At 71.4% G+C, this 18,963-nt stretch carries 16 protein-coding genes; 9 read left to right on the forward strand and 7 right to left on the reverse strand.

Features of this window, described 5'->3' with window-relative positions; all coding sequences use genetic code 11:
* Nucleotides 1–97: 97 nt before the first annotated feature.
* Entirely contained in the window at nt 98–361 is a 264-nt protein-coding gene (locus ACIA8N_RS36030) for a WhiB family transcriptional regulator (RefSeq protein ID WP_015033978.1), read from the reverse strand.
* A 653-nt stretch (nt 362–1,014) separates the two neighbouring features.
* Here ACIA8N_RS36030 and ACIA8N_RS36035 point away from each other — a divergent pair.
* Genes ACIA8N_RS36035 through ACIA8N_RS36045 form a run of 3 tightly spaced genes read left to right on the forward strand, consistent with a single transcriptional unit; the run spans nt 1,015 to nt 3,831 of the window.
* Nucleotides 1,015–1,524 (forward strand): cysteine dioxygenase family protein, encoded by a 510-nt coding sequence (locus ACIA8N_RS36035; RefSeq protein WP_365787065.1) that lies wholly within the window; start codon nt 1,015–1,017, stop codon nt 1,522–1,524.
* A 13-nt stretch (nt 1,525–1,537) separates the two neighbouring features.
* A complete protein-coding gene (gene cofD, locus ACIA8N_RS36040) occupies nt 1,538–2,494 on the forward strand; it encodes a 2-phospho-L-lactate transferase (RefSeq protein ID WP_365787067.1) in 957 nt (318 codons plus the stop codon).
* Nucleotides 2,491–3,831, forward strand: coding sequence for a coenzyme F420-0:L-glutamate ligase (locus tag ACIA8N_RS36045; RefSeq protein WP_365787069.1), 1,341 nt, complete (start codon nt 2,491–2,493; stop codon nt 3,829–3,831). The genes cofD and ACIA8N_RS36045 overlap by 4 nt, the downstream gene beginning before the upstream one ends.
* A gap of 15 nt (nt 3,832–3,846) precedes the next feature.
* Here the strand turns inward: ACIA8N_RS36045 and ACIA8N_RS36050 are convergent, their stop codons facing one another.
* The 3 genes from ACIA8N_RS36050 to ACIA8N_RS36060 all read right to left on the reverse strand — a co-directional run bounded on the left by ACIA8N_RS36050 (nt 3,847) and on the right by ACIA8N_RS36060 (nt 7,815).
* Nucleotides 3,847–4,821, reverse strand: a complete 975-nt coding sequence (locus ACIA8N_RS36050) for a DNA-3-methyladenine glycosylase 2 family protein (RefSeq protein ID WP_365787071.1) — start codon at nt 4,819–4,821, stop codon at nt 3,847–3,849.
* Nucleotides 4,822–5,155: 334 nt separating this feature from the next.
* Nucleotides 5,156–6,238: an NDP-sugar synthase gene (locus tag ACIA8N_RS36055; protein WP_365787073.1), complete on the reverse strand. Its 1,083-nt coding sequence runs from the start codon at nt 6,236–6,238 to the stop codon at nt 5,156–5,158.
* Nucleotides 6,239–6,342: 104 nt separating this feature from the next.
* Nucleotides 6,343–7,815: an N-acetylmuramoyl-L-alanine amidase gene (locus ACIA8N_RS36060; RefSeq protein ID WP_365787075.1), complete on the reverse strand. Its 1,473-nt coding sequence runs from the start codon at nt 7,813–7,815 to the stop codon at nt 6,343–6,345.
* A 137-nt stretch (nt 7,816–7,952) separates the two neighbouring features.
* On the opposite strand from ACIA8N_RS36060, the gene ACIA8N_RS36065 reads away from it, so the two are divergent.
* The 4 genes from ACIA8N_RS36065 to ACIA8N_RS36080 all read left to right on the forward strand — a co-directional run bounded on the left by ACIA8N_RS36065 (nt 7,953) and on the right by ACIA8N_RS36080 (nt 14,010).
* Nucleotides 7,953–8,705 carry a TIGR03089 family protein gene (locus ACIA8N_RS36065; RefSeq protein WP_365787077.1) on the forward strand — a complete coding sequence of 251 codons (753 nt, stop codon included), beginning with the start codon at nt 7,953–7,955 and terminating at the stop codon, nt 8,703–8,705.
* Between the two features lie 282 nt (nt 8,706–8,987).
* Nucleotides 8,988–10,220 (forward strand): LCP family protein, encoded by a 1,233-nt coding sequence (locus ACIA8N_RS36070; protein WP_365787079.1) that lies wholly within the window; start codon nt 8,988–8,990, stop codon nt 10,218–10,220.
* Nucleotides 10,221–10,477: 257 nt separating this feature from the next.
* Nucleotides 10,478–12,205: an LCP family protein gene (locus tag ACIA8N_RS36075; RefSeq protein ID WP_365787081.1), complete on the forward strand. Its 1,728-nt coding sequence runs from the start codon at nt 10,478–10,480 to the stop codon at nt 12,203–12,205.
* Nucleotides 12,206–12,255: 50 nt separating this feature from the next.
* Nucleotides 12,256–14,010: an LCP family protein gene (locus ACIA8N_RS36080; protein WP_399416887.1), complete on the forward strand. Its 1,755-nt coding sequence runs from the start codon at nt 12,256–12,258 to the stop codon at nt 14,008–14,010.
* A 71-nt stretch (nt 14,011–14,081) separates the two neighbouring features.
* On the opposite strand, the gene ACIA8N_RS36085 is transcribed toward ACIA8N_RS36080, so the two are convergent.
* The gene (locus ACIA8N_RS36085) at nt 14,082–15,113 is read right to left on the reverse strand and encodes a glycosyltransferase family 2 protein (RefSeq protein WP_399416888.1); all 1,032 of its coding nucleotides are present in this window, start codon (nt 15,111–15,113) and stop codon (nt 14,082–14,084) included.
* Nucleotides 15,114–15,335: 222 nt separating this feature from the next.
* Between ACIA8N_RS36085 and ACIA8N_RS36090 the strand changes: the two genes are divergently transcribed.
* Nucleotides 15,336–16,733: an LCP family protein gene (locus tag ACIA8N_RS36090; RefSeq protein WP_365787085.1), complete on the forward strand. Its 1,398-nt coding sequence runs from the start codon at nt 15,336–15,338 to the stop codon at nt 16,731–16,733.
* Between the two features lie 154 nt (nt 16,734–16,887).
* On the opposite strand, the gene ACIA8N_RS36095 is transcribed toward ACIA8N_RS36090, so the two are convergent.
* Nucleotides 16,888–17,421, reverse strand: a complete 534-nt coding sequence (locus ACIA8N_RS36095) for an acyl-CoA thioesterase (protein ID WP_245685144.1) — start codon at nt 17,419–17,421, stop codon at nt 16,888–16,890.
* 130 nt (nt 17,422–17,551) lie between these two features.
* On the opposite strand from ACIA8N_RS36095, the gene ACIA8N_RS36100 reads away from it, so the two are divergent.
* A complete protein-coding gene (locus tag ACIA8N_RS36100; protein ID WP_365787087.1) occupies nt 17,552–18,811 on the forward strand; it encodes an LCP family protein in 1,260 nt (419 codons plus the stop codon).
* Nucleotides 18,812–18,867: 56 nt separating this feature from the next.
* Here the strand turns inward: ACIA8N_RS36100 and ACIA8N_RS36105 are convergent.
* Nucleotides 18,868–18,963, reverse strand: a 96-nt coding sequence (locus ACIA8N_RS36105; protein WP_157849844.1) for an acyl-CoA dehydrogenase family protein, incomplete at its 5' end; no start/stop codon positions are given.

Below are 18,963 nucleotides of genomic sequence, written 5' to 3' on the forward strand. Positions count from 1 at the left end.
GAACACGCAGAACGGTCCGCCGCCTGTGGATGGAGCACAGGGGGCGGACCGTTCTGCCTGTTCTGCGTGCTTGCGGTGCGCGGGGGCCCTCCGCCGTTCAGACGGCGGCCTTCTTCAGGCGGCGTCGCTCGCGCTCGGAGAGACCGCCCCAGATGCCGAACCGTTCGTCGTTCTGCAAGGCGTATTCGAGGCATTCGGAGCGGACCTCGCAGGCGAGGCAGACCTTCTTGGCCTCGCGGGTCGAGCCGCCCTTCTCGGGGAAGAAGGACTCGGGATCGGTCTGGGCGCACAGCGCGCGCTCCTGCCAGCCGAGTTCTTCGTCCGCGTCCTCGACCAGCAGTTCCTGGAACAACTCGGTCATGTGCGCCCCTCGTCTGTTCTGTGCGTCCCCGTGATGTAGCCGTTGCGAACCCGGCCGAACGACACGAGTGAAATTACAAGTTCGTGCTCTGCGCGAGTCAAGCCGAGATCTGCTATTGGGCCCGGTATTCACTCTGCGGAACCAAGCGTATGCGGAAAGTGTTCAAATAACCAAAAAACGTGACACATGCCACCGGCCTGGGTGCATCGCGTGCCCCCGTAAGGGAGGACGTCCGAGACTTCGATCTTGTTGCGATCGAGCCAGGGAAGCGACCCGGATCACGTTTGCGGGCGCGGTTGAAGCGCCATCTGTCCTGGTCCCCGCCTGAGCAAACCTTTCTCCGGGCGCCGTAACCGGATGAGGTGAAACATTACCCCCAAATCGGTCATTGAGTTGACAGTCGGGTGCCGTTACGGCCACCTTTGGTGGCATGCCAGCGACCGCAGCGCTCTCCGCGACCCACAGCCGTGGGTTCCGCCGCGCTGTCCAGGCGCGCTGTTGCTGTTGTTGTCCCAGCTGTTGATGCCGCAGAGCTCCAGCTGTTGATGCCGTAGCGCATCGACTCCTTCCCCCAGCGTCACCCTGCGTCACTCGCGTCACCTCTTCTTCGTGACCCCCACCGCTTCTGTTTCTGCTGAGGAACCACCCCACCCATGAACATGGACAGCGACCTTCAGATCGCCGGCGACATCCTCGAGGTCCCCCACCTCCTCCAGCCCGAGCGCGCCCACCCGGTCACCGTGGCCGAGTTCGCCGGCCTCGCGCGCTCGATCGCCGACGACCGCGCCCAATGGGCCCCGTACGTCGAGTACGACGCCACCACCCGCTGGTACCACCGCCTGCGCACCGGCCCCGGCTACGAGGTCTGGCTGCTCTCCTGGGTACCCGGCCAGGGCAGCGGGCTCCACGACCACGGCGTCTCCTCCGGCGTACTGACCGTCCTCGACGGCGAACTGACGGAGCGTACGGAGCGGGGCGTGCGGACGCTCGGCGGAGGCGCGCAGCGCGTCTTCGCGCCGGGGTACGTCCACGAGGTCGTCAACGACTCCCTCGAACCGGCGGTCAGTCTGCACGTCTACTTCCCCGGTCTCACCGAGATGCCGATGCACGAATCGCTCCAGGCGCAGTGCGCCCCGGCGGCACCGGGGCTGATCAGCTCCTGAGAGACTGCTGTGCATGCGCATTGTGGTTCTGGCCGGCGGCATCGGTGGTGCCCGTTTCCTTCGCGGCCTCAAGGAGGCCGCGCCGGACGCGGAGATCACGGTCATCGGCAACACCGGTGACGACATCCATCTCTTCGGGCTGAAGGTCTGCCCCGACCTGGACACGGTGATGTACACCCTCGGCGGTGGCATCGACGAGGAGCAGGGCTGGGGCCGTGCGGACGAGTCCTTCGCCGTCAAGGAGGAGCTCGCGGCGTACGGGGTCGGACCCGAGTGGTTCGGCCTCGGCGACCGGGACTTCGCCACCCACATCGTCCGTACGCAGATGCTCGGCGCGGGCTACCCGCTGAGCGCCGTCACCGAGGCGCTGTGCGCCCGCTGGCAGCCCGGCGTACGCCTGATCCCCATGTCCGACGACCGCGTCGAGACGCATGTGGCGATCGAGGTCGACGGCGAGCAGCGCGCGGTGCACTTCCAGGAGTACTGGGTGAAGCTGCGGGCCTCGGTGGACGCCAAGGCGATCGTGCCGGTCGGCGCGGAGGCCGCGAAGCCCGCGCCGGGCGTCCTGGAGGCCGTCGCCGAGGCGGACGTGATCCTCTTCCCGCCGTCCAACCCCGTGGTGAGCGTCGGCACGATCCTCGCCGTGCCCGGCATCCGTGAGGCGATCGTCGCGGCCGGCGCGCCCGTCGTGGGCCTCTCCCCCATCGTCGGTGACGCGCCGGTGCGCGGCATGGCCGACAAGGTGCTCGCGGCGGTGGGCGTGGAGTCCACGGCCGCGGCGGTCGCCCGGAACTACGGTTCCGAGCTGATCGACGGCTGGCTCGTCGACACCGTGGACGCGGGTGCGGTCGCGGAGGTCGAGGCGTCGGGCATCCGCTGCCGGGCGGTCCCGCTGATGATGACCGACGTCGAGGCGACCGCCGCGATGGCCCGGGAGGCGCTGGCCCTCGCCGAGGAGGTCCGGGGATGACTCCCGCACCTCGCGCGGAAGGTCCCGGGGCGACCGCCGCGGCTCCTTCGTACCGGGTCTGGGCGCTGACCGGGCTGCCCGAGGTCGCGGCCGGGGACGATCTGGCCAAGCTGATCGCCTCCGTCTCGCCGGAGCTCGCCGACGGGGACGTCCTCCTCGTCACGTCCAAGATCGTGAGCAAGGCCGAGGGGCGGGTGATCGCCGCCGACGACCGCGAGGAGGCCATCGACGCCGAGACGGTACGGGTGGTGGCGCGGCGCGGCGTCCTGCGGATCGTCGAGAACCGGCAGGGGCTCGTCATGGCCGCCGCCGGCGTCGACGCGTCCAACACCCCCGCCGGGACGGTGCTGTTGCTGCCCGAGGACCCCGACGCCTCGGCCCGGCGCATCCGTTCGGGGCTGCGTGAGGCGCTCGGCGTCGACGTGGGCGTCGTCGTCACGGACACCTTCGGCCGGCCCTGGCGCAGCGGGCTCACCGACGTGGCCATCGGGGCGGCCGGCGTGCGGGTTCTCGACGACATGCGGGGCGGGACCGACGCGTACGGCAACCCGCTGAGCGCGACCGTGGTCGCCACCGCCGACGAACTGGCCGCCGCCGGTGACCTGGTGAAGGGCAAGGCGGCCGGTCTTCCGGTCGCCGTCGTCCGGGGCCTGCCGCACGTGGTCGCCGGGGACGGGGAGCCGGGGGCGCGGGCGCTGGTGCGCGGCGCGGCCGACGACATGTTCCGGCTCGGCACGTCCGAGGCCGTGCGCGAGGCGGTGACGCTGCGGCGGACCGTACGGGAGTTCACCGACGATCCCGTCGACCCGGGCGCGGTACGGCGCGCGGTGGCCGCGGCCGTGACGGCTCCGGCCCCGCACCACACCACGCCGTGGCGGTTCGTGCTCCTGGAGTCGGCGGCGTCGCGGGTGCGGCTGCTCGACGCGATGCGGGACGCGTGGATCGCGGACCTGCGGCGGGACGGGAAGTCCGAGGAGTCGGTGGCCAAGCGCGTGCGGCGCGGGGACGTGCTGCGGAACGCGCCCTATCTGGCGGTGCCCTGCCTCGTCATGGACGGCTCCCACCACTACGGCGACCCGCGCAGGGACGCGGCCGAGCGCGAGATGTTCGTGGTGGCGGCGGGCGCGGGCGTGCAGAACTTCCTGGTGGCGCTCGCGGGTGAGCGTCTCGGCTCGGCGTGGGTGTCCTCGACGATGTTCTGCCGGGACGTCGTACGGGAGGTCCTCGGGCTGCCGGAGGGCTGGGACCCGATGGGCGCGGTGGCGATCGGGCATCCGGCGGCGGCGCCGAAGGAGCGGGCCGCGCGGTCGGCCTCGGAGTTCGTCACCGTGCGGTGACGGACTCCGCGCCCCCTACAGCGCCCTGATGTCGTTCGGCGTCATGCGGGGTGCCCTGCGGGGCGGGACGCGGCCGCTGAGGAGGATCAGGCGGGCCGCGCGGTGGCGTTGGCCCGCGTAGGGGGCCAGCAGGTCCAGCATCGCCTCGTCGTCGGTCGTACGGTCGCCGGCGAGGGCCCAGCCGACGATCCCGGGGAGGTGGAGGTCGCCGGTGGTGACCTCGTCGGGGGCGCCGTTGCTGCGCTGGATCGTTTCGGCGCTCGTCCAGGGGCCGATGCCGGGGACCAGTTCCAGGCGCTTGCGGGCCGCCGGCGGGTCCATGTGCGCGGCCTCCTCCAGACGGGCGGCGACCTGGGCGGCGCGGACGATCGTGGCCGAGCGCTTGCCGTCGACGTTCGCGCGGTGCCACTCCCAGGACGGGATCCGTGTCCAGGTGCGGGCGTCGGGCATCGCGTACATGCCGTCGGGGGCGGGGCCGGGGGCGGGCTCGCCGTACTTCCGTACGAGGACGCGCCAGGAGCCGTACGCCTCCGTCGTGGTGACCTTCTGCTCCAGGACCGACGGGATCAGCGACTCCAGGACCAGGCCGGTGCGGGTGAGGCGGAGGCCGGGGCGGCGGCGGTGGCTCGCCAGGAGCAGCTTGTGGCGGGGGACGAAGGCGGCCGGGTCGTCCTCGGCGCCGAGCAGCGCGGGGAGGCGGTCCAGGAGCCAGGTCGCTCCCGGGCCCCAGGCCTCGGCCGCGGGCCGTCCCTCGCGGATGCGGATACGGAGGGTTCCGGGGCCGTCGGGGGTGCGGCTGGCCCGCCAGACGGAGCCGTCGGGGGTGGTGCGGAAGGTGGGGTCGGCGGGGCCGCGGCGGAGGGGGCCGAGGGTGAGGCCCAGGTCGAGGTCGGCCGGCCCGTCCTCTTCCAGGGCGTGGGTTCGGGGGAGCTCTCCGCCGCGCACGGTGGTGCGGGTGGGGGTGGTGGGGGGTGTGAAGCGGCCGGCCATGGCTATGAGCCTACGCGGGGCCCTGGCGGGTGCGGGACGGTTCTCGTGCGGGACAGCGGTGCGGAACCGTCCTGGGTCCTACGGGTGAGCGAACAGGTCTCGGGCGCCGCCCTAGGGGCGTTGTGCCCACCCTCCCCCAAGCTCTCGACCTAGCTCGAGCAGGGGGGACCCCCATCGCCCCTGCGGAAGGTATGCCCACAACGTGGGCGCAACGGGGGTCGGCAGGGCGCAACGTGTGTGGGTGGGGGCACAACCGTGCGGGCTCAGCGGGGCGGGCGGGGGTGTAGCGGGGCGACGTGCCGGCCCGCCATCGCCACGCGCCCGCCCGCTGGGGCTACTGGTCCGAGGAGAAGCGGACCGTGGCCGGGGGGAGGGTGGCGTCGCACCAGACGCGGACGCCCTCGCGGAGTTCGTTGTCGGCGCCCACGTGGGCCCCGTCGCCGACGACCGCGCCCGTCAGGACCGTACGGGCGCCGATGCGGGCGCCCGCGCCTATCAGGGAGTCGGTGATCACCGCGCCCGGTTCGACGACCGCGCCGGCCAGGAGCGTGGAGCCCGTGATGCGGGCGCCCTCGCCGACCACCGCGTCCGCGCCGACGACCGTGCCGCCGGTCAGCTTGGCGTCCGGGGCGACGCGTGCCGTCGGCAGGACCAGGCGGTCGCCGCAGCGGCCAGGGACGGCCGGGGACGGGGCGCGGCCGAGGACCAGGTCGGCGGAGCCGCGGACGAAGGCCTGCGGGGTGCCGAGGTCCAGCCAGTACGTCGAGTCGACCATGCCCTGGAGGTGCGCTCCGGAGGACAGGAGTTCCGGGAAGGTCTCGCGCTCGACGGAGACCGGGCGGCCGGCGGGGATCCGGTCGATGACCGAGCGGCGGAAGACGTACGCGCCCGCGTTGATCTGGTCGGTGACGATCTCTTCGGGGGTCTGGGGCTTCTCCAGGAAGGCCGTCACCCGGCCCGTCCCGTCGGTGGGGACCAGGCCGAAGGCTCTCGGGTCCTCCACCCGCGTGAGGTGGAGGGAGACGTCCGCGCCCGAGGAGGAGTGGGTGGCGACGAGGGCGCCGATGTCGAGGCCCGTGAGGATGTCGCCGTTGAAGATGAGGACCGGGTCGTCGGGTCCCGAGTGCAGCCTGGAGGCCACGTTGCGTATCGCGCCGCCGGTGCCGAGCGGCTCCTCCTCGGTGACGTACTCCAGGCTCAGGCCGAGTGCGGAACCGTCTCCGAAGTGCGGCTCGAAGACCTCGGCCAGGTAGGAGGTGGCGAGCACGATGTGCTCGACGCCGGCGGCGCGGGCGCGGGCCAGCTGATGCGTCAGGAAGGGGACGCCCGCTGCCGGGACCATGGGTTTCGGCGTGTTGACCGTGAGGGGTCGCAGCCGTGTTCCCTTGCCACCGACCAGGAGGATCGCTTCTGTCACCTTGTCGTCTCTGCTTCCTGTTCGGGGCCGGTCAGCTCGCCCGTCTCGGTCGTCCGTGCGATATGACCGGTCAGTTTAGGCAGATGGTTGCCCCGATGACCCCATCAGCGCCTTCCCTGGTACTTCGCCGAGCTCGTGCGGGCGGTTCCGAGCTTGCCGTACAGCCGCACTCCGGGGCACTCCGTGGCGAATCCGTCACGGTGTCCGGAGATGGCGTTGAACCGGACCCTGCTGCCCTTCTTGTACCGGTTTCCGCCTCCGGAGACGAGGTACGACGTTCCCTTCGGATTCACTCCGTGCAGCCCGAGTTTCCAGGCCGTCAGACGGGCGACGGCGGTCACGGCGGCGGCCGGAGGGGCGCTCTTGCTGAAGGTGCCGAGGACGGCGATGCCCATGCTGTTGGTGTTGAACCCGAGGGTGTGCGCGCCGAGGACGGGCTTGGCCACTCCCCCGGCCCGGCCTTCGTAGATGTTTCCGCACTTGTCGACGGCGAAGTTGTAGCCGAAGTCACGCCATCCGCTGCTCTTGACGTGGTAGCGGTAGATACTGCGCAGGACGGAGGGGGCCTGGCGGCAGGTGTAGTTGTTGCCGGTCGCGCTGTGGTGGACGAAGGCCGCCTTGATGCTCTTCGTGTAGACGAAGCCCTTCTCGCGGATCTTCTCGTCGGCGCCCCAGCCCTTGCGCGTGATGATCTTGGGACGGGGGCCGATGTACGGCTTCGCCGGGGCCGCCGCCACGGCCGGCTCCACCACCGCGGCCTGCTCCTGGGTCTCGGGCCGGGCCGGGGTGTGCGCCTGGGCCAGCGGGAACTCGGCCTCCTGCACGCGGGGCAGATAGGGGAACGTGAACTCGGTCGCCGCCTTCACCAGGGCCGGGATCCACGTCGCGCCGTACGCGGCGAGCTGGGCGTTGACCGCGCTGACCGCCGCCTCCGCCGCGTTCAGGCCGGCCTGCGGGCCGGGCGCCGCGGCGGTACGGGTCACGGGCGCGGCCGCGGCCGGGTCCTCGCCCGGGTCGACCAGTTCCAGGCGCAGGCCTTCGGGGAGCGGTTCCTCCCCTCGTACGCGGATCTCCACGCCGTCCGAGTCGCCCACCCACAGCGGGGCCGTGGAGCCCTTGAGGGCCCGTCCCGTGCCCTCCGCGGTCTCCGGGTCGGCGCCGTGTTCGTCGTTGTGGGTCTCCACGTCCTGCCACGGCGACCAGACGTCGCCGCCGGTGGCGCGGGTGCGGACCTGCACGGCGCCGTGCAGGGCGGCCGCCGGGTCGTCCCAGACGACGCCGACGAGCGAGAAGGGCCTGACGTCGCGTCGGGTGAGCCCCTGCGCGTCCGTACCGTCCGCGCCGCCGCCCAGGGCCCGGTCCGTACCGCCGAGCGGCGCGAGCGGCAGGGACTGGGTGGCGCCGGGGAGTTCGGGGCCGGGTGGCAGCGCGGAGAGCGCCGGTGGGAGTGCGGAGGCCGCCGGTGGCAGTCCGAGCGCCGGGGGCACCTCGGCCGCCGCGGGCGCGGCGAGGGGGACCGGCAGGGCGATGACCGCCGCGCAGGTGACGGCGATCGAGGAGGCGAGTGAGGCACGCATGGGCCGATCGTGCGTAGTCGGGGGCCGTTCCGCGCGGCGGAACACGGCCCGGAAACCGGCCTGGTGTCGGTCCGACCGGTGGACGGTGTCACCGGTACGGCGGACCCCCACACGGCCGCCCGCGTACGCTGTCCGGCGTGAACGCCAGCGACCGCACCCCCGCCGACCTGCTGCGATCCGCGCTCGCCGCGGACCCCGCCCGCCCCTTGGTCACCTTCTACGACGACGCCACCGGTGAACGGGTGGAATTGTCCGTCGCCACCTTCGCCAATTGGGTGGCCAAGACGGCGAACCTGCTCCAGGGCGAGCTGTCCGCCGCCCCCGGCGACCGCCTCGCGCTGCTGCTGCCCGCGCACTGGCAGACAGCCGTCTGGCTGCTCGCCTGCTCCTCCGTCGGCGTGACCGTCGAGATCGGCGGCGACCCGGCGGACGCGGACCTCGTGGTCGCGGGCCCCGACACGCTTGAAGCGGGCCTCGCCTGTTCCGGGGAGCGGATCGCGCTCTCCCTGGCCCCGCTGGGCCGCCGCTTCCCGGCCGTGCCCGCCGGATACGCGGACTACGCGGTCGAGGTGCCGAGCCAGGGCGACCGGTTCGCCCCGTTCGTACCGGTCGATCCGGACGCTCCCGCCCTCGTCGTCGACGGTACGGAACACAGCGGCGCACAGCTCGTCGAGCGGGCCCGCGCGGACGCGGAGGCGCTCGGTCTCACCCCCGGCGCCCGGCTGCTCTCCGGGCTCGGCCACGGGGACTGGAAGGGGCTCTCGGCCGGTCTGTACGCGCCCCTCGCGGCCGGCGGCTCGGTGGTCCTCTGCCGGAACCTGGAGCGGCTCGCGCCCGAGTCCCTCGCCAAGCGGGTGGAGAGCGAGCGGGTGACCCACAGGGCGCTCTGAGCCGCCCGGACGAACACACCCGTCCGCCCACGCGTCGGCAAGGGCTCTCCACGCCGGCCCGGCGGCCGGACGAGACCCCCGGCATCAGCCCCCCGCCCCGCTGAGTGCCCCATTCGGCGTAGGGCCGCGCCGAGTCCCCGGGTCCGAGCCCGCCGTCCGGTACATGATCGGCCCGGGGGGAGTCGACTCCTTCCGCACAACCATGCGTCGGGTTCGGCCGTCTCCTTCTACGACCGGCGGCCGCCCGGCGCGCCGCCGACGCCATGAAGGACGGACTCAGACGTGACGGACCGTGCGGGCACGCCCGCCGAACCGGATCCCCCGCAGGCGGAGGACACGGCGACCGACGCTCCGGAGGAGCCGCGCCGACGCCGCCACTGGCTGCGGTGGACGGCGCTCGGCGTCTCGGTCGTCGTGCTGGCCGCCGCCGGGGCCGGCTGGTGGTTCTACCGGAAGCTCGACGGCAACATCACCACGGACACCACGGCCGCCGCCGAGCTCCAGAAGTACGAGAAGGAGCGGCCGGCCGCGGTCGTCTCGGCCGCCCGGAACATCCTGCTCATCGGTTCGGACACCCGGGCCGGCGAGGGCAACCGCGAGTACGGCAGGGACAAGGGCACCCAGCGGTCCGACACCACGATCCTGCTGCACCTGTCGGCGGGGAAGGCGAGCGCGACCGCCGTCTCCCTCCCCCGCGACCTGATGGTGACGATCCCGAGCTGCCGCAAGGCCGACGGGAGCCGCACCCGCGAGCAGTTCGCCCAGTTCAACTGGGCCTTCGAGTTCGGCGGTACGGCGTGCACGATCCGTACCGTCGAGAAGCTGACCGGGATCCGGGTGGACCACCACATGGTGATCGACTTCCAGGGCTTCAAGAAGATGGTGGACGCCGTCGACGGTGTGGAGGTCTGCCTCAAGGAGCCCGTGGACGACCCCGACGCGAAGCTGAAGCTGCCCGCGGGACGCCAGACGCTCCACGGGGAGCAGGCGCTCGGGTTCGTACGGGCCCGGAAGTCGATCGGCAACGGCAGCGACACGGAACGCATGGACCGCCAGCAGCAGTTCCTCGGCGCGCTCGTCAACAAGGTGCAGAGCAACGGGGTGCTGCTGAACCCGACCAAGCTCTATCCGGTCCTGGACGCGGCCACCAAGGCGATCACGACCGACCAGGGGCTCGACTCGCTGCGGGACCTGTACGACCTGGCACGGTCGATGCGGGCGGTCCCCACCGAGAAGGTGCAGTTCCTCACTGTCCCGCGCCGCTCCTACCGATACGACGCGAACCGGGACGAACTGGTACAGCCGGCGGCGAGTCAACTCTTCAAGCAGCTACGGGAGGACAGGCCCGTCGTCGTGACTCCGGGCGAGAAGGACGACGCCGGCGAGAGGGGCGACGACGGGCGGGGCGGCGGCGCGGACGGCAAGCCGGACAGCCCCGACGACGCCGGCCTCCCGACGCCCTCCGCGACGCCGACCTTCACCGGGCGGAACGCGGCGGAGGGAGTGTGCTCCTAGAAGGTGCCGTCGGGGAGGGCGGGTAAAGGGCACACCAAGGGGAGGGCTGGGAGCGATGAGGTTTGAGCAAATTGCCCGGTTGTAAGGGGCGTGGAATTTGTCACGCACGTCGCCCCACGCTGAACTGGGCGGATAGTGTGACGCGATCCGGTGCACCCCGACCGCGTGGTCGCACTCACCAAGGATCGAACGACCGAGAGAGCGGCGCCCTGTGGGGGAGGCGCCTCGCGTGGCACCGACGGAGGACTCGAGTAACCGTGGACGCGCACAGCCGTGGACGGGCGGAAGAGATCGACCCCGCCGACCAGTGGGTGCTCAACCCGCAGACCGGCAACTACGAACTGCGACTGGACCACTCCGCTGGGCAGTCACAGCCGCGGACCCCGTCGAGGCCCCGTAGATCCACCGTTCCCGCCGCCGCCCCCGCCGACACCCCCGTCGAGGCACCCGTACCCGGCCAGCGCCGTCGCCGGGTCGACGAGCGCGACGGCGGAGGACAGCAGCCGCCCGCGAGCCGCCGCAAGCGCAAGCAGGGCGCGTCCCGCAAGAAGAAGGTCCTGCTGTGGACCGGCGGCACGATGGCGTTCGTCCTCGTGGGCGGCGCGACGGGCGCGTATCTGCTCTACAACAAGCTCGACGGCAACATCGACGTCGTCGACCCCGTCGGCCTCGAGAGCAAGGGCTTCCGCAAGGGCGAGGCCTTCAACGTCCTGATCATCGGCACCGACAAGCGGACCGGTGCGGGCAACGCGGGCTACGGCGACAAGAACAGCCCCGGTCACGCGGACACCACGATCCTCTTCCACGTCGCCAAGGACCGCACGAACGCGACCGCGGTCTCCATCCCGCGCGACCTGATGACGACGATCCCCGAGTGCCAGTCGAGGCAGCCCGACGGGTCGATCCTGACGATCCCCGGCCAGCGGCAGGCCCGCTTCAACGTGAGCCTCGGCCAGGACGGACGCGACCCCGGCTGCACCATGCGCACGGTCAAGGAGCTGACCGGCCTGACCGTCGACCACTTCATGATGGTCGACTTCAACGCCGTGAAGGAGCTGACCTCGGCCGTCGGCGGCGTGAAGGTCTGCGTCGAGAAGGCGGTGGACGACCCCAAGTCGCATCTGAAGCTGCCGGCAGGCGAGTCGGTCATCGAAGGGGAGCAGGCCCTCGCCTTCGTCCGTACGCGGTCCAGCTTCGGCAACAAGAGCGACCTGGACCGGATCAAGATCCAGCAGCAGTTCCTGGGCTCGATGATCCGGCAGATGAAGTCGGACGAGACGCTCACCAGCCCGACGAAGCTGTACGACCTGGCGGAGGCGGCGACGAACGCGCTCACCGTCGACAAGGGCATAGGGTCCCTCTCCAAGCTCCAGGACCTGGCCAAGGAGCTGTCCGGGATCGACACGAAGAACATCTCGTTCGCGACCCTCCCGGTCATCGACAACCCGGCCGAGCCCAAGCCGATCACCGTGGTGCCGCACCCGACGCAGGCACCGCAGCTCTTCTCCGCACTGCAGTCCGACGTCTCGCTCACCGAGGTGAAGAAGAAGACCCAGGACGCCAAGGACGCCAAGGCGCAGGCCCTGGCGAAGCTGCTGCAGGGGCCGCGCGCCGAGGCCGCCGACGTGCGCGTCGACGTCTACAACGGCAGCGGCATCACGGGCGCGGCCCAGTCGACCATCGTCTGGCTGCAGAACGAGCAGGGCGTGAGCCGCTCCACCAACAAGAGCAACGCCCCCGAGAAGGCGGCGAAGACCACGCTCACGTACGCACCGAACCAGGCCGATCAGGCCCGCAAGCTCGCGGACATGATGGGTCTGGCCGCCACGGCCCTCAAGCCGGGCACGCAGGACGCCGGGGAGCGCGAGCCCATGACGCTCGTCCTCGGCGCCGACTTCAAGGGCGCAGGGATTTCCATGGCCGCTCCGACGAAGGCGCCGGACGTGGGTCAGGTAGAAGCAGACAAGCAGGTGTGCGCCAAGTGACCCGGAAACACCGGGGCTTGGCACGCTCCTGACTGACGAGGGGACCTGGGGTGGGACAGAACAGCGTGCGTGGGGAGGGGACGCGGCGACGCGTGCCACGCGCCCGAGAACTGGGCTGGGACGACGACCTGTACGGCGCCGGGGAAGCCACCGGCGCCGGGGACGACGCTCCCGAGGAGAAGGCGGCGCAGGGCGACGCGCCCGCGTCGACCCGCGCCTCGCGCCGGCGCGGGAACGCCGGTGGCGGTACGGGTGCGGGTGGCCGCGCCGCCGCGCGCAAGCGCGCCAAGAAGACCGGCAAGCGCAAGGTGCTGCGCTGGGTGGCGATCACCCTGTCGCTGCTGATACTCGGCACGGCCGGCGCCGGATACCTGTACTACGAGCACCTCAACGGCAACATCCGCAGCGGCGGGCGCGCGGGCGGCGAGAGCGGCGTGAAGAAGGCCCCGCCGAACGCGCTCGGGGACACCCCGCTCAACATCCTCCTGATCGGCTCCGACAGCCGCCAGGACGAGAAGAACATCGCCCTCGGCGGCGGCCGCAACGACAAGGACCGCAAGCCGCTCGCCGACGTGCAGATGCTGCTGCACGTCTCGGCGGACCGGGAGAACGCCTCGATCATCTCCATTCCGCGCGACACCGTCGTCCCGATCCCGGAGTGCAAGGGCGAGGACGGCACGCCCTACGCCGCCACCACGAACCGGCCGATCAACGAGTCGCTGCAGCGCGGCGGTCCCGGCTGCACGCTGACCACCTGGGAGAGCCTCACCGGGGTCTACATCGACCACTGGCTGATGGTCGACTTCGCCGGAGTCGTGGCCATGGCCGACGAGGTCGGCGGCGTCCCCGTCTGCGTGAAGACGGGTGTGCACGACAAGTCGACCCCGACGGTGAAGGGCGGCTCCGGCCTGAAGCTGCGGGCGGGGACCACCGACGTGAAGGGCGAGCAGGCGCTCCAGTGGCTGCGCACCCGGCACGCGTTCGGCAGCGACCAGAACCGTGCCAAGGCCCAGCACATGTACATGAACGGCATGATGAAGAAGCTCCAGGGCCAGAACGCCTGGACCGACACCGGCCGGTTGATGGGTCTCGCCGAGACCGCCACGAACGCCCTTCAGGTCTCCGACGGCCTGAAGACCGTGAAGAAGCTCTTCGACCTGTCGATGCAGCTCAAGAACGTGAAGCTCGAACGCCTGACGACGGCGACGGTCCTGACCGACCCGTACCCGCCGAACCCCAAGGCGTGGCTCCAGCTGAGGTCCTCCGCCGCCGACAAGATGTGGGCGATGCTCCGGGACGACGTCGCCTTCGACAAGAACGGCGACAAGTCCGGCGCGAAGACGACGAAGCCCAAGCCCTCCACGAAGCCGAAGACGCCGGCCGAGGCCCCCGGCTCCTTCGTCGTGACCGTCGTCAACGGCACCGACGGCGGCGGAGAACCGGCCGTCGAGGGCCGGGCGGGAGACCTGGCCGAGATCCTCAAGGGCAAGGGCTTCACCCAGGCCGACGCCTCCAAGGACGGCGGGGGCCGCAAGGACACCGTGGTCACCTATCCCAAGGCCGACGGCGACCAGGGCAAGGCGAACGCCCTCTCCGTGGCCAAGGCGCTCGGGCTGCCCGACTCGGCCGCACGGGCCGCCGCGGACGACACCGGCGGCATCACCCTCGTCGTCGGCGCCGACTGGCGCGAAGGCGGCGCGTACAAGAAGCCGACGGCCGTCGCGGGCGACCTGCCCGAGGGCGCCGACGACAAGGCGGACTGCATGGACGTCTACTCGGTCTACAAGTGGGACGGGAAGAGCTGACGCTCCTCGGACACCGCCGATGGCCGGGCCCCTGAGGGACCCGGCCATCGGCGTCTCGTGCGTCGGGGCGGTCAGACCGTCTCGGTCTCGCCCGTCTTCACCGCCGGGCGGCGGCTCGCGATGACCTTCCTCGCGAGGGAGCGGGGGCTCGTCAGGAAGCCGTACCCCCACGACATGTGCATCGTCGCCAGGGCCACCGGGATCTGGAGGCGGGCCTTGAGCGGGAGGCCCTTGCCCGCCGGGACCGAGCCCGCCGTGATCGCGGCGAGGTAGCCGGCCGGGATGACGAAGCCGAGCGGGGTCAGGGCGGCGCCCACGACCAGACCGGCGGCGATGGCGCAGACGGCGACCGGCGGGGCCAGGTAGCGGAGGTTGATGGAGCCCTGGTGGTAGCGGGCCACCACATGGCGCCAGCGGCCGTAGTCCTTGTACTGCTTGGCGAGGGCCTTCACGGAGGGCCTCGGGCGGTACTGGACGCGCAGCTCGGGCGAGAACCAGATCAGGCCGCCGGCCTCGCGGATGCGGAAGTTCAGCTCCCAGTCCTGGGCGCGGATGAACTCCACGTTGTAGCCGCCCTGCTGTTCGAGCGCCTCGCGGCGGAAGACACCCAGGTACACGGTCTCCGCCGGGCCCGCCTCGCCGCCCGTGTGGAAGGCGGCGTTGCCGACGCCGATCTTCGAGGTCATCGCGGCGGCGACCGCGTCCTCCCAGGCGTTCTCGCCCTCGGCGTGCATGACACCGCCGACGTTCTGCGCGCCGGTCTCCTCCAGGAGCCGGACGGCGGTGGAGATGTAGTTCGGCGAGAGCATGCCGTGGCCGTCGACGCGCACCACGATCGGGTGGCGCGAGGCCTTGATCGCCGCGTTGAGGGCGGCGGGCGTGCGGCCGGTGGGGTTCGGCACGGTCCTGACGCTGGCTCGTGAATCCGACGCGGATTCTCGTACGAGTTCGGCGGCGATCTCGTCGGTGCGGTCCGTGGACGGGCCGAGCGCGATCACCACCTCCATCTCGCCGTCGTATTCCTGCTCCAGGATGTGGCGAACCGAGGTGCGCAGGTACCGCTCCTCGTTGAGGACCGGCATGATCACGGAGACGGGGGGCATGGCGTTCACGGTCGGCCACGTTACCGCGAATGGGGGACAGCGGTGCGCGCCGCACGGGTGGCGCACCCTTGCGCTGATCGTATGGGCCTACCGTGCTCACGGTTCCCTTTGTCACACCCGCGGAGGTGTCCGTCCGTGCCCACACCGCCCCGCACGCCCCGTCCCCGGCCCGCCGCCCGTCGCGTGCCGGTCCGTCGGCCGAGGCGGCGCCCCCGGTGGGGGATGCGGATGGCGACGGCGCTCTCCGTGGCGGTGCTCGCGGCCGGCGGCATCGGGCACGCCGTGGTGACCGGTCTCGACACCGGGATCACCCGGGTCGACCCCTTCAAGGACATGAAGAACCGGCCGCAGGCCGGGCACGGGATGAACATCCTCGTCGTCGGCACCGACGGCCGGGACCGCATCACCCCGGAGGAGAAGGCGAAGTACAAGCTGGGCGGGGCGCCCTGCCACTGCACCGACACCGTGATGCTCGTGCACATCTCCGAGGACCGGGAACGGGCGAGCGTCGTCAGCCTGCCCCGGGACTCGTACGCGGAGATGCCCGAACACACCGACCTCACCAGCGGGAGGAAGCACCAGGCGCATCCGGTGAAGCTGAACGCGGCGTACGCCGAGGGCGGGCCGGGGCTGACCGTGCGGACCGTCGAGTCGATGACCGGCGTCAAGATCGACCACTATCTGGAGGTCGACTTCACCAGCTTCATGCGGACCGTGGACGCGGTCGGCGGGGTGCAGATCTGTACGACCCGGGCCGTGAAGGACGCGTACAGCGGGCTCGACCTGCCGGCCGGCACCCATGAGCTCGACGGCGGGCAGGCCCTCCAGTACGTGCGGTCCCGGCACATCGACGGGGCCGCCGACATCGGCCGGATGCAGCGGCAGCAGCGTTTCCTCGCCGCCCTCATCGAGCGGACGACCAGCGGCGGGGTGCTGCTCAACCCGGTGCGGTTCCGTGAGGTGGCCACGACCATGCTGGGCTCGGTCCGGGCCGACGAGGACTTCGGTACGGACCAGCTGTTCGCCCTCGCCAAGGCGATGCGCGGCTTCACCCCTGCGTCGTCGGAGTTCGTGTCCGTGCCGATCGGGGACATGAGCTTCCCGGTGAAGGGGATCGGCTCGACGGTGAAGTGGGACGCGTCGAAGGCGCAGAAGCTTTTCCAGGCGCTGCGGGAGGACCGGCCGCTGACCCCGGTGAAGCCCGGCTCGTCCGGCTCGTCCGGCTCGTCGGAGAAGGCGCCCAAGGACATCGTGGTGGACGTGGCACCGCGCACGGTGCGGGTGCAGGTCTACAACGGGACCCGGACGGACGGGCTCGGCCGGAAGGTCGACGACGCGCTGCGCGGGACCGGCTTCGACACCACCCGTACGCCGGCGACCGCGGCCGGCAAGGAACGGGCCCGGACGGTCGTGGAGTACGACCCGCGCTGGGACCGCTCGGCGAAGACCCTCGCGGCGGCGCTGCCGGGGGCGGAGCTGAAGGCGGTGGCGGGACGGGGCGGGACCCTGCGGGTGACGGTCGGGGCGGACTACAAGGGGGTGCGGGCGGTACGGGCGGAGGACGCGGGGCGGTCGGGGCCGTTCGAGGCGGTGACCGGGGACCGGGTGGTTTGCCCTTAGGACCCTTGACGGGTCCAGGGCCCGGCGCCCGGCGCGTGACCGTCGCAGTGGGGCGGGGGTTCAAGCGGGAGGCTCTGGCGCCGCTGAGGCGCTGTCGGCGTTGTGCCCACCCGTTCCGCCCCGGCGGAACGTATGCCCACAACGGGGGGCACGGTCAGTCCTCGTAGCCCTCGGCCGCGCGGCGTTCCCTCAGTTCCTTGATGGCCTGGCGGCGGGAGAGGCGGTGGGTGCGGCGGATCTGGGCTTCCTGGTGGCGGCGCTTGTCCTGTTCCGTCTCCGGGACGACCTGCGGGACCCGGCGCGGCTTGCCGTCCGCGTCGACGGCGGCGAAGACCAGGTAGGCGGAGCCGACCTGGGTGGCGGGCGTCGACTCGTTCCAGCGCTCGGCCATGACCCGGACGCCGACCTCCATGGAGGACCGGCCGGTCCAGTTGACCTGGGCCTTCACGTGCAGCAGGTCCCCGACCCGTACCGGCTCGAGGAACACCATCTCGTCCATCGAGGCGGTGACCGCGGGACCGCCCGAGTGCCGGCCCGCGACGGCGCCCGCCGCGTCGTCCACCAGCTTCATGATCACGCCGCCGTGCACCGTACCGAGCAGGTTGGTGTCGTGGCTGGTCATGATGTGGCTGAGGGTGGTGCGGGAGGCGGAGGTGGGCTTGCCCGGGATATCGCCCTGATCTGTCATGCCCTCCACCATATGCCGGGTCCTGTCGGGGTCGCCGTTCGGTCCGCTTTGCATCAGCTTGGCAACAGCACCGGTCCGATGTTCCACCCGGCCTGTCGCCCGTAAAGCCCTGACCGGCACACTGGTCCGCATGAATGACTGGCCCGAAGACGGCGGCTACGGCCGTGGCAACGCGAACCCCCACCCCGAGGGTCCTCGCCGGATGAGCCATGTGCAGCGCCCGCAGGTTCCGCAGCAGCCGCCTCGGCACGACCAGGGCTACAACCCGAACTTCACACAGGCCCAGGGCCAGGGGTACGACTCCGGTTACAGCTCCGGCCAGGTCTACGGCGGCCCGCAGGGCGGCGGGAACGGCACCGTCCCGCCGCAGTACTCGCCGGGCCCCGGCGCCGGCGGTCCCGGCCGTCCCGCGCCGAACTGGCGCAGGCGGATCAAGGTCGGCTCGATCGTCCTCGTCGTCGGCGTCCTCGCCTGGGGCATCGGCACCTACGCCTGGGCGAGCTCCCAGATGCGCAACGAGGTCGACCTCTCCAAGGTCATCGAGCGGCCGTCGGAGGGCGACTGCACGACGTACCTGATCGTCGGCTCCGACAGCCGCGAGGGCATGTCCGCCGAGGAGAAGAAGAAGCTCCACACCGGCTCCGCCGCGGGCAAGCGGACCGACTCCATGATGATCCTCGCGGCCTGCTCCAGCGGGAACACGATGGTCTCGCTCCCCCGTGACTCCTGGGTGACGATCCCGAGCTTCGTCGGCTCCGAGTCGGGCAAGCAGTACGCGGCCCGTGGCGGCGCCAAGCTGAACGCGGCGTACGCGATGGACGGCCCCGAGCTGCTCGTGCGGACCGTCGAGTTCAACACCGGTCTGCGCATCGACCACTACGCGGAGATCGGCTTCGCCGGCTTCGCGAACATCGTGGACGCGCTGGGTGGTGTCGAGCTGAACATCGAGAAGGGCTTCAAGGACAAGAAGTCCGGCGCCGACTTCCAGGCCGGTGAGCAGACCCTCAACGGCGAGCAGGCCCTCGCCTTCGTCCGTACCCGGTACGCCTTCGCCCAGTCGGACCTCCAGCGGACGAAGAACCAGCAGAAGTTCCTCGCCGCGCTCGCCAACCAGGCGGCGACGCCGGGCACGATCCTCAACCCGTTCGCGCTGTACCCGACGCTGGGTGCCGGTCTGGACACGCTGATCGTGGACAAGGACATGTCGCTGTACGACCTCGGGAAGATGTTCTTCGCCATGAAGGGAATCAGCGGCGGCGACGGCAAGTCCATGAACATCCCGATCTCGGGCAAGGCGCCGCAGAACTCGCTCAAGTGGGACATGCCGAAGGTGAAGCAGCTGGTCCAGCAGATCCAGAACGACGAGAAAGTCACCGTCGAGTCCCGGTGACCTCGTGGGGACACGAGATGGGCGCCCCCGTCGCGAGGGGGCGCCCTTCTTCGTGCCTACGGGAGGTTGCGGGCCATGACGATGCGCTGGACCTGGTTGGTGCCCTCGTAGATCTGGGTGATCTTGGCGTCGCGCATCATGCGCTCGACGGG

Source organism: Streptomyces sp. NPDC051822 (assembly GCF_044452745.1).
Taxonomy (GTDB): Bacteria; Actinomycetota; Actinomycetes; order Streptomycetales; family Streptomycetaceae; genus Streptomyces.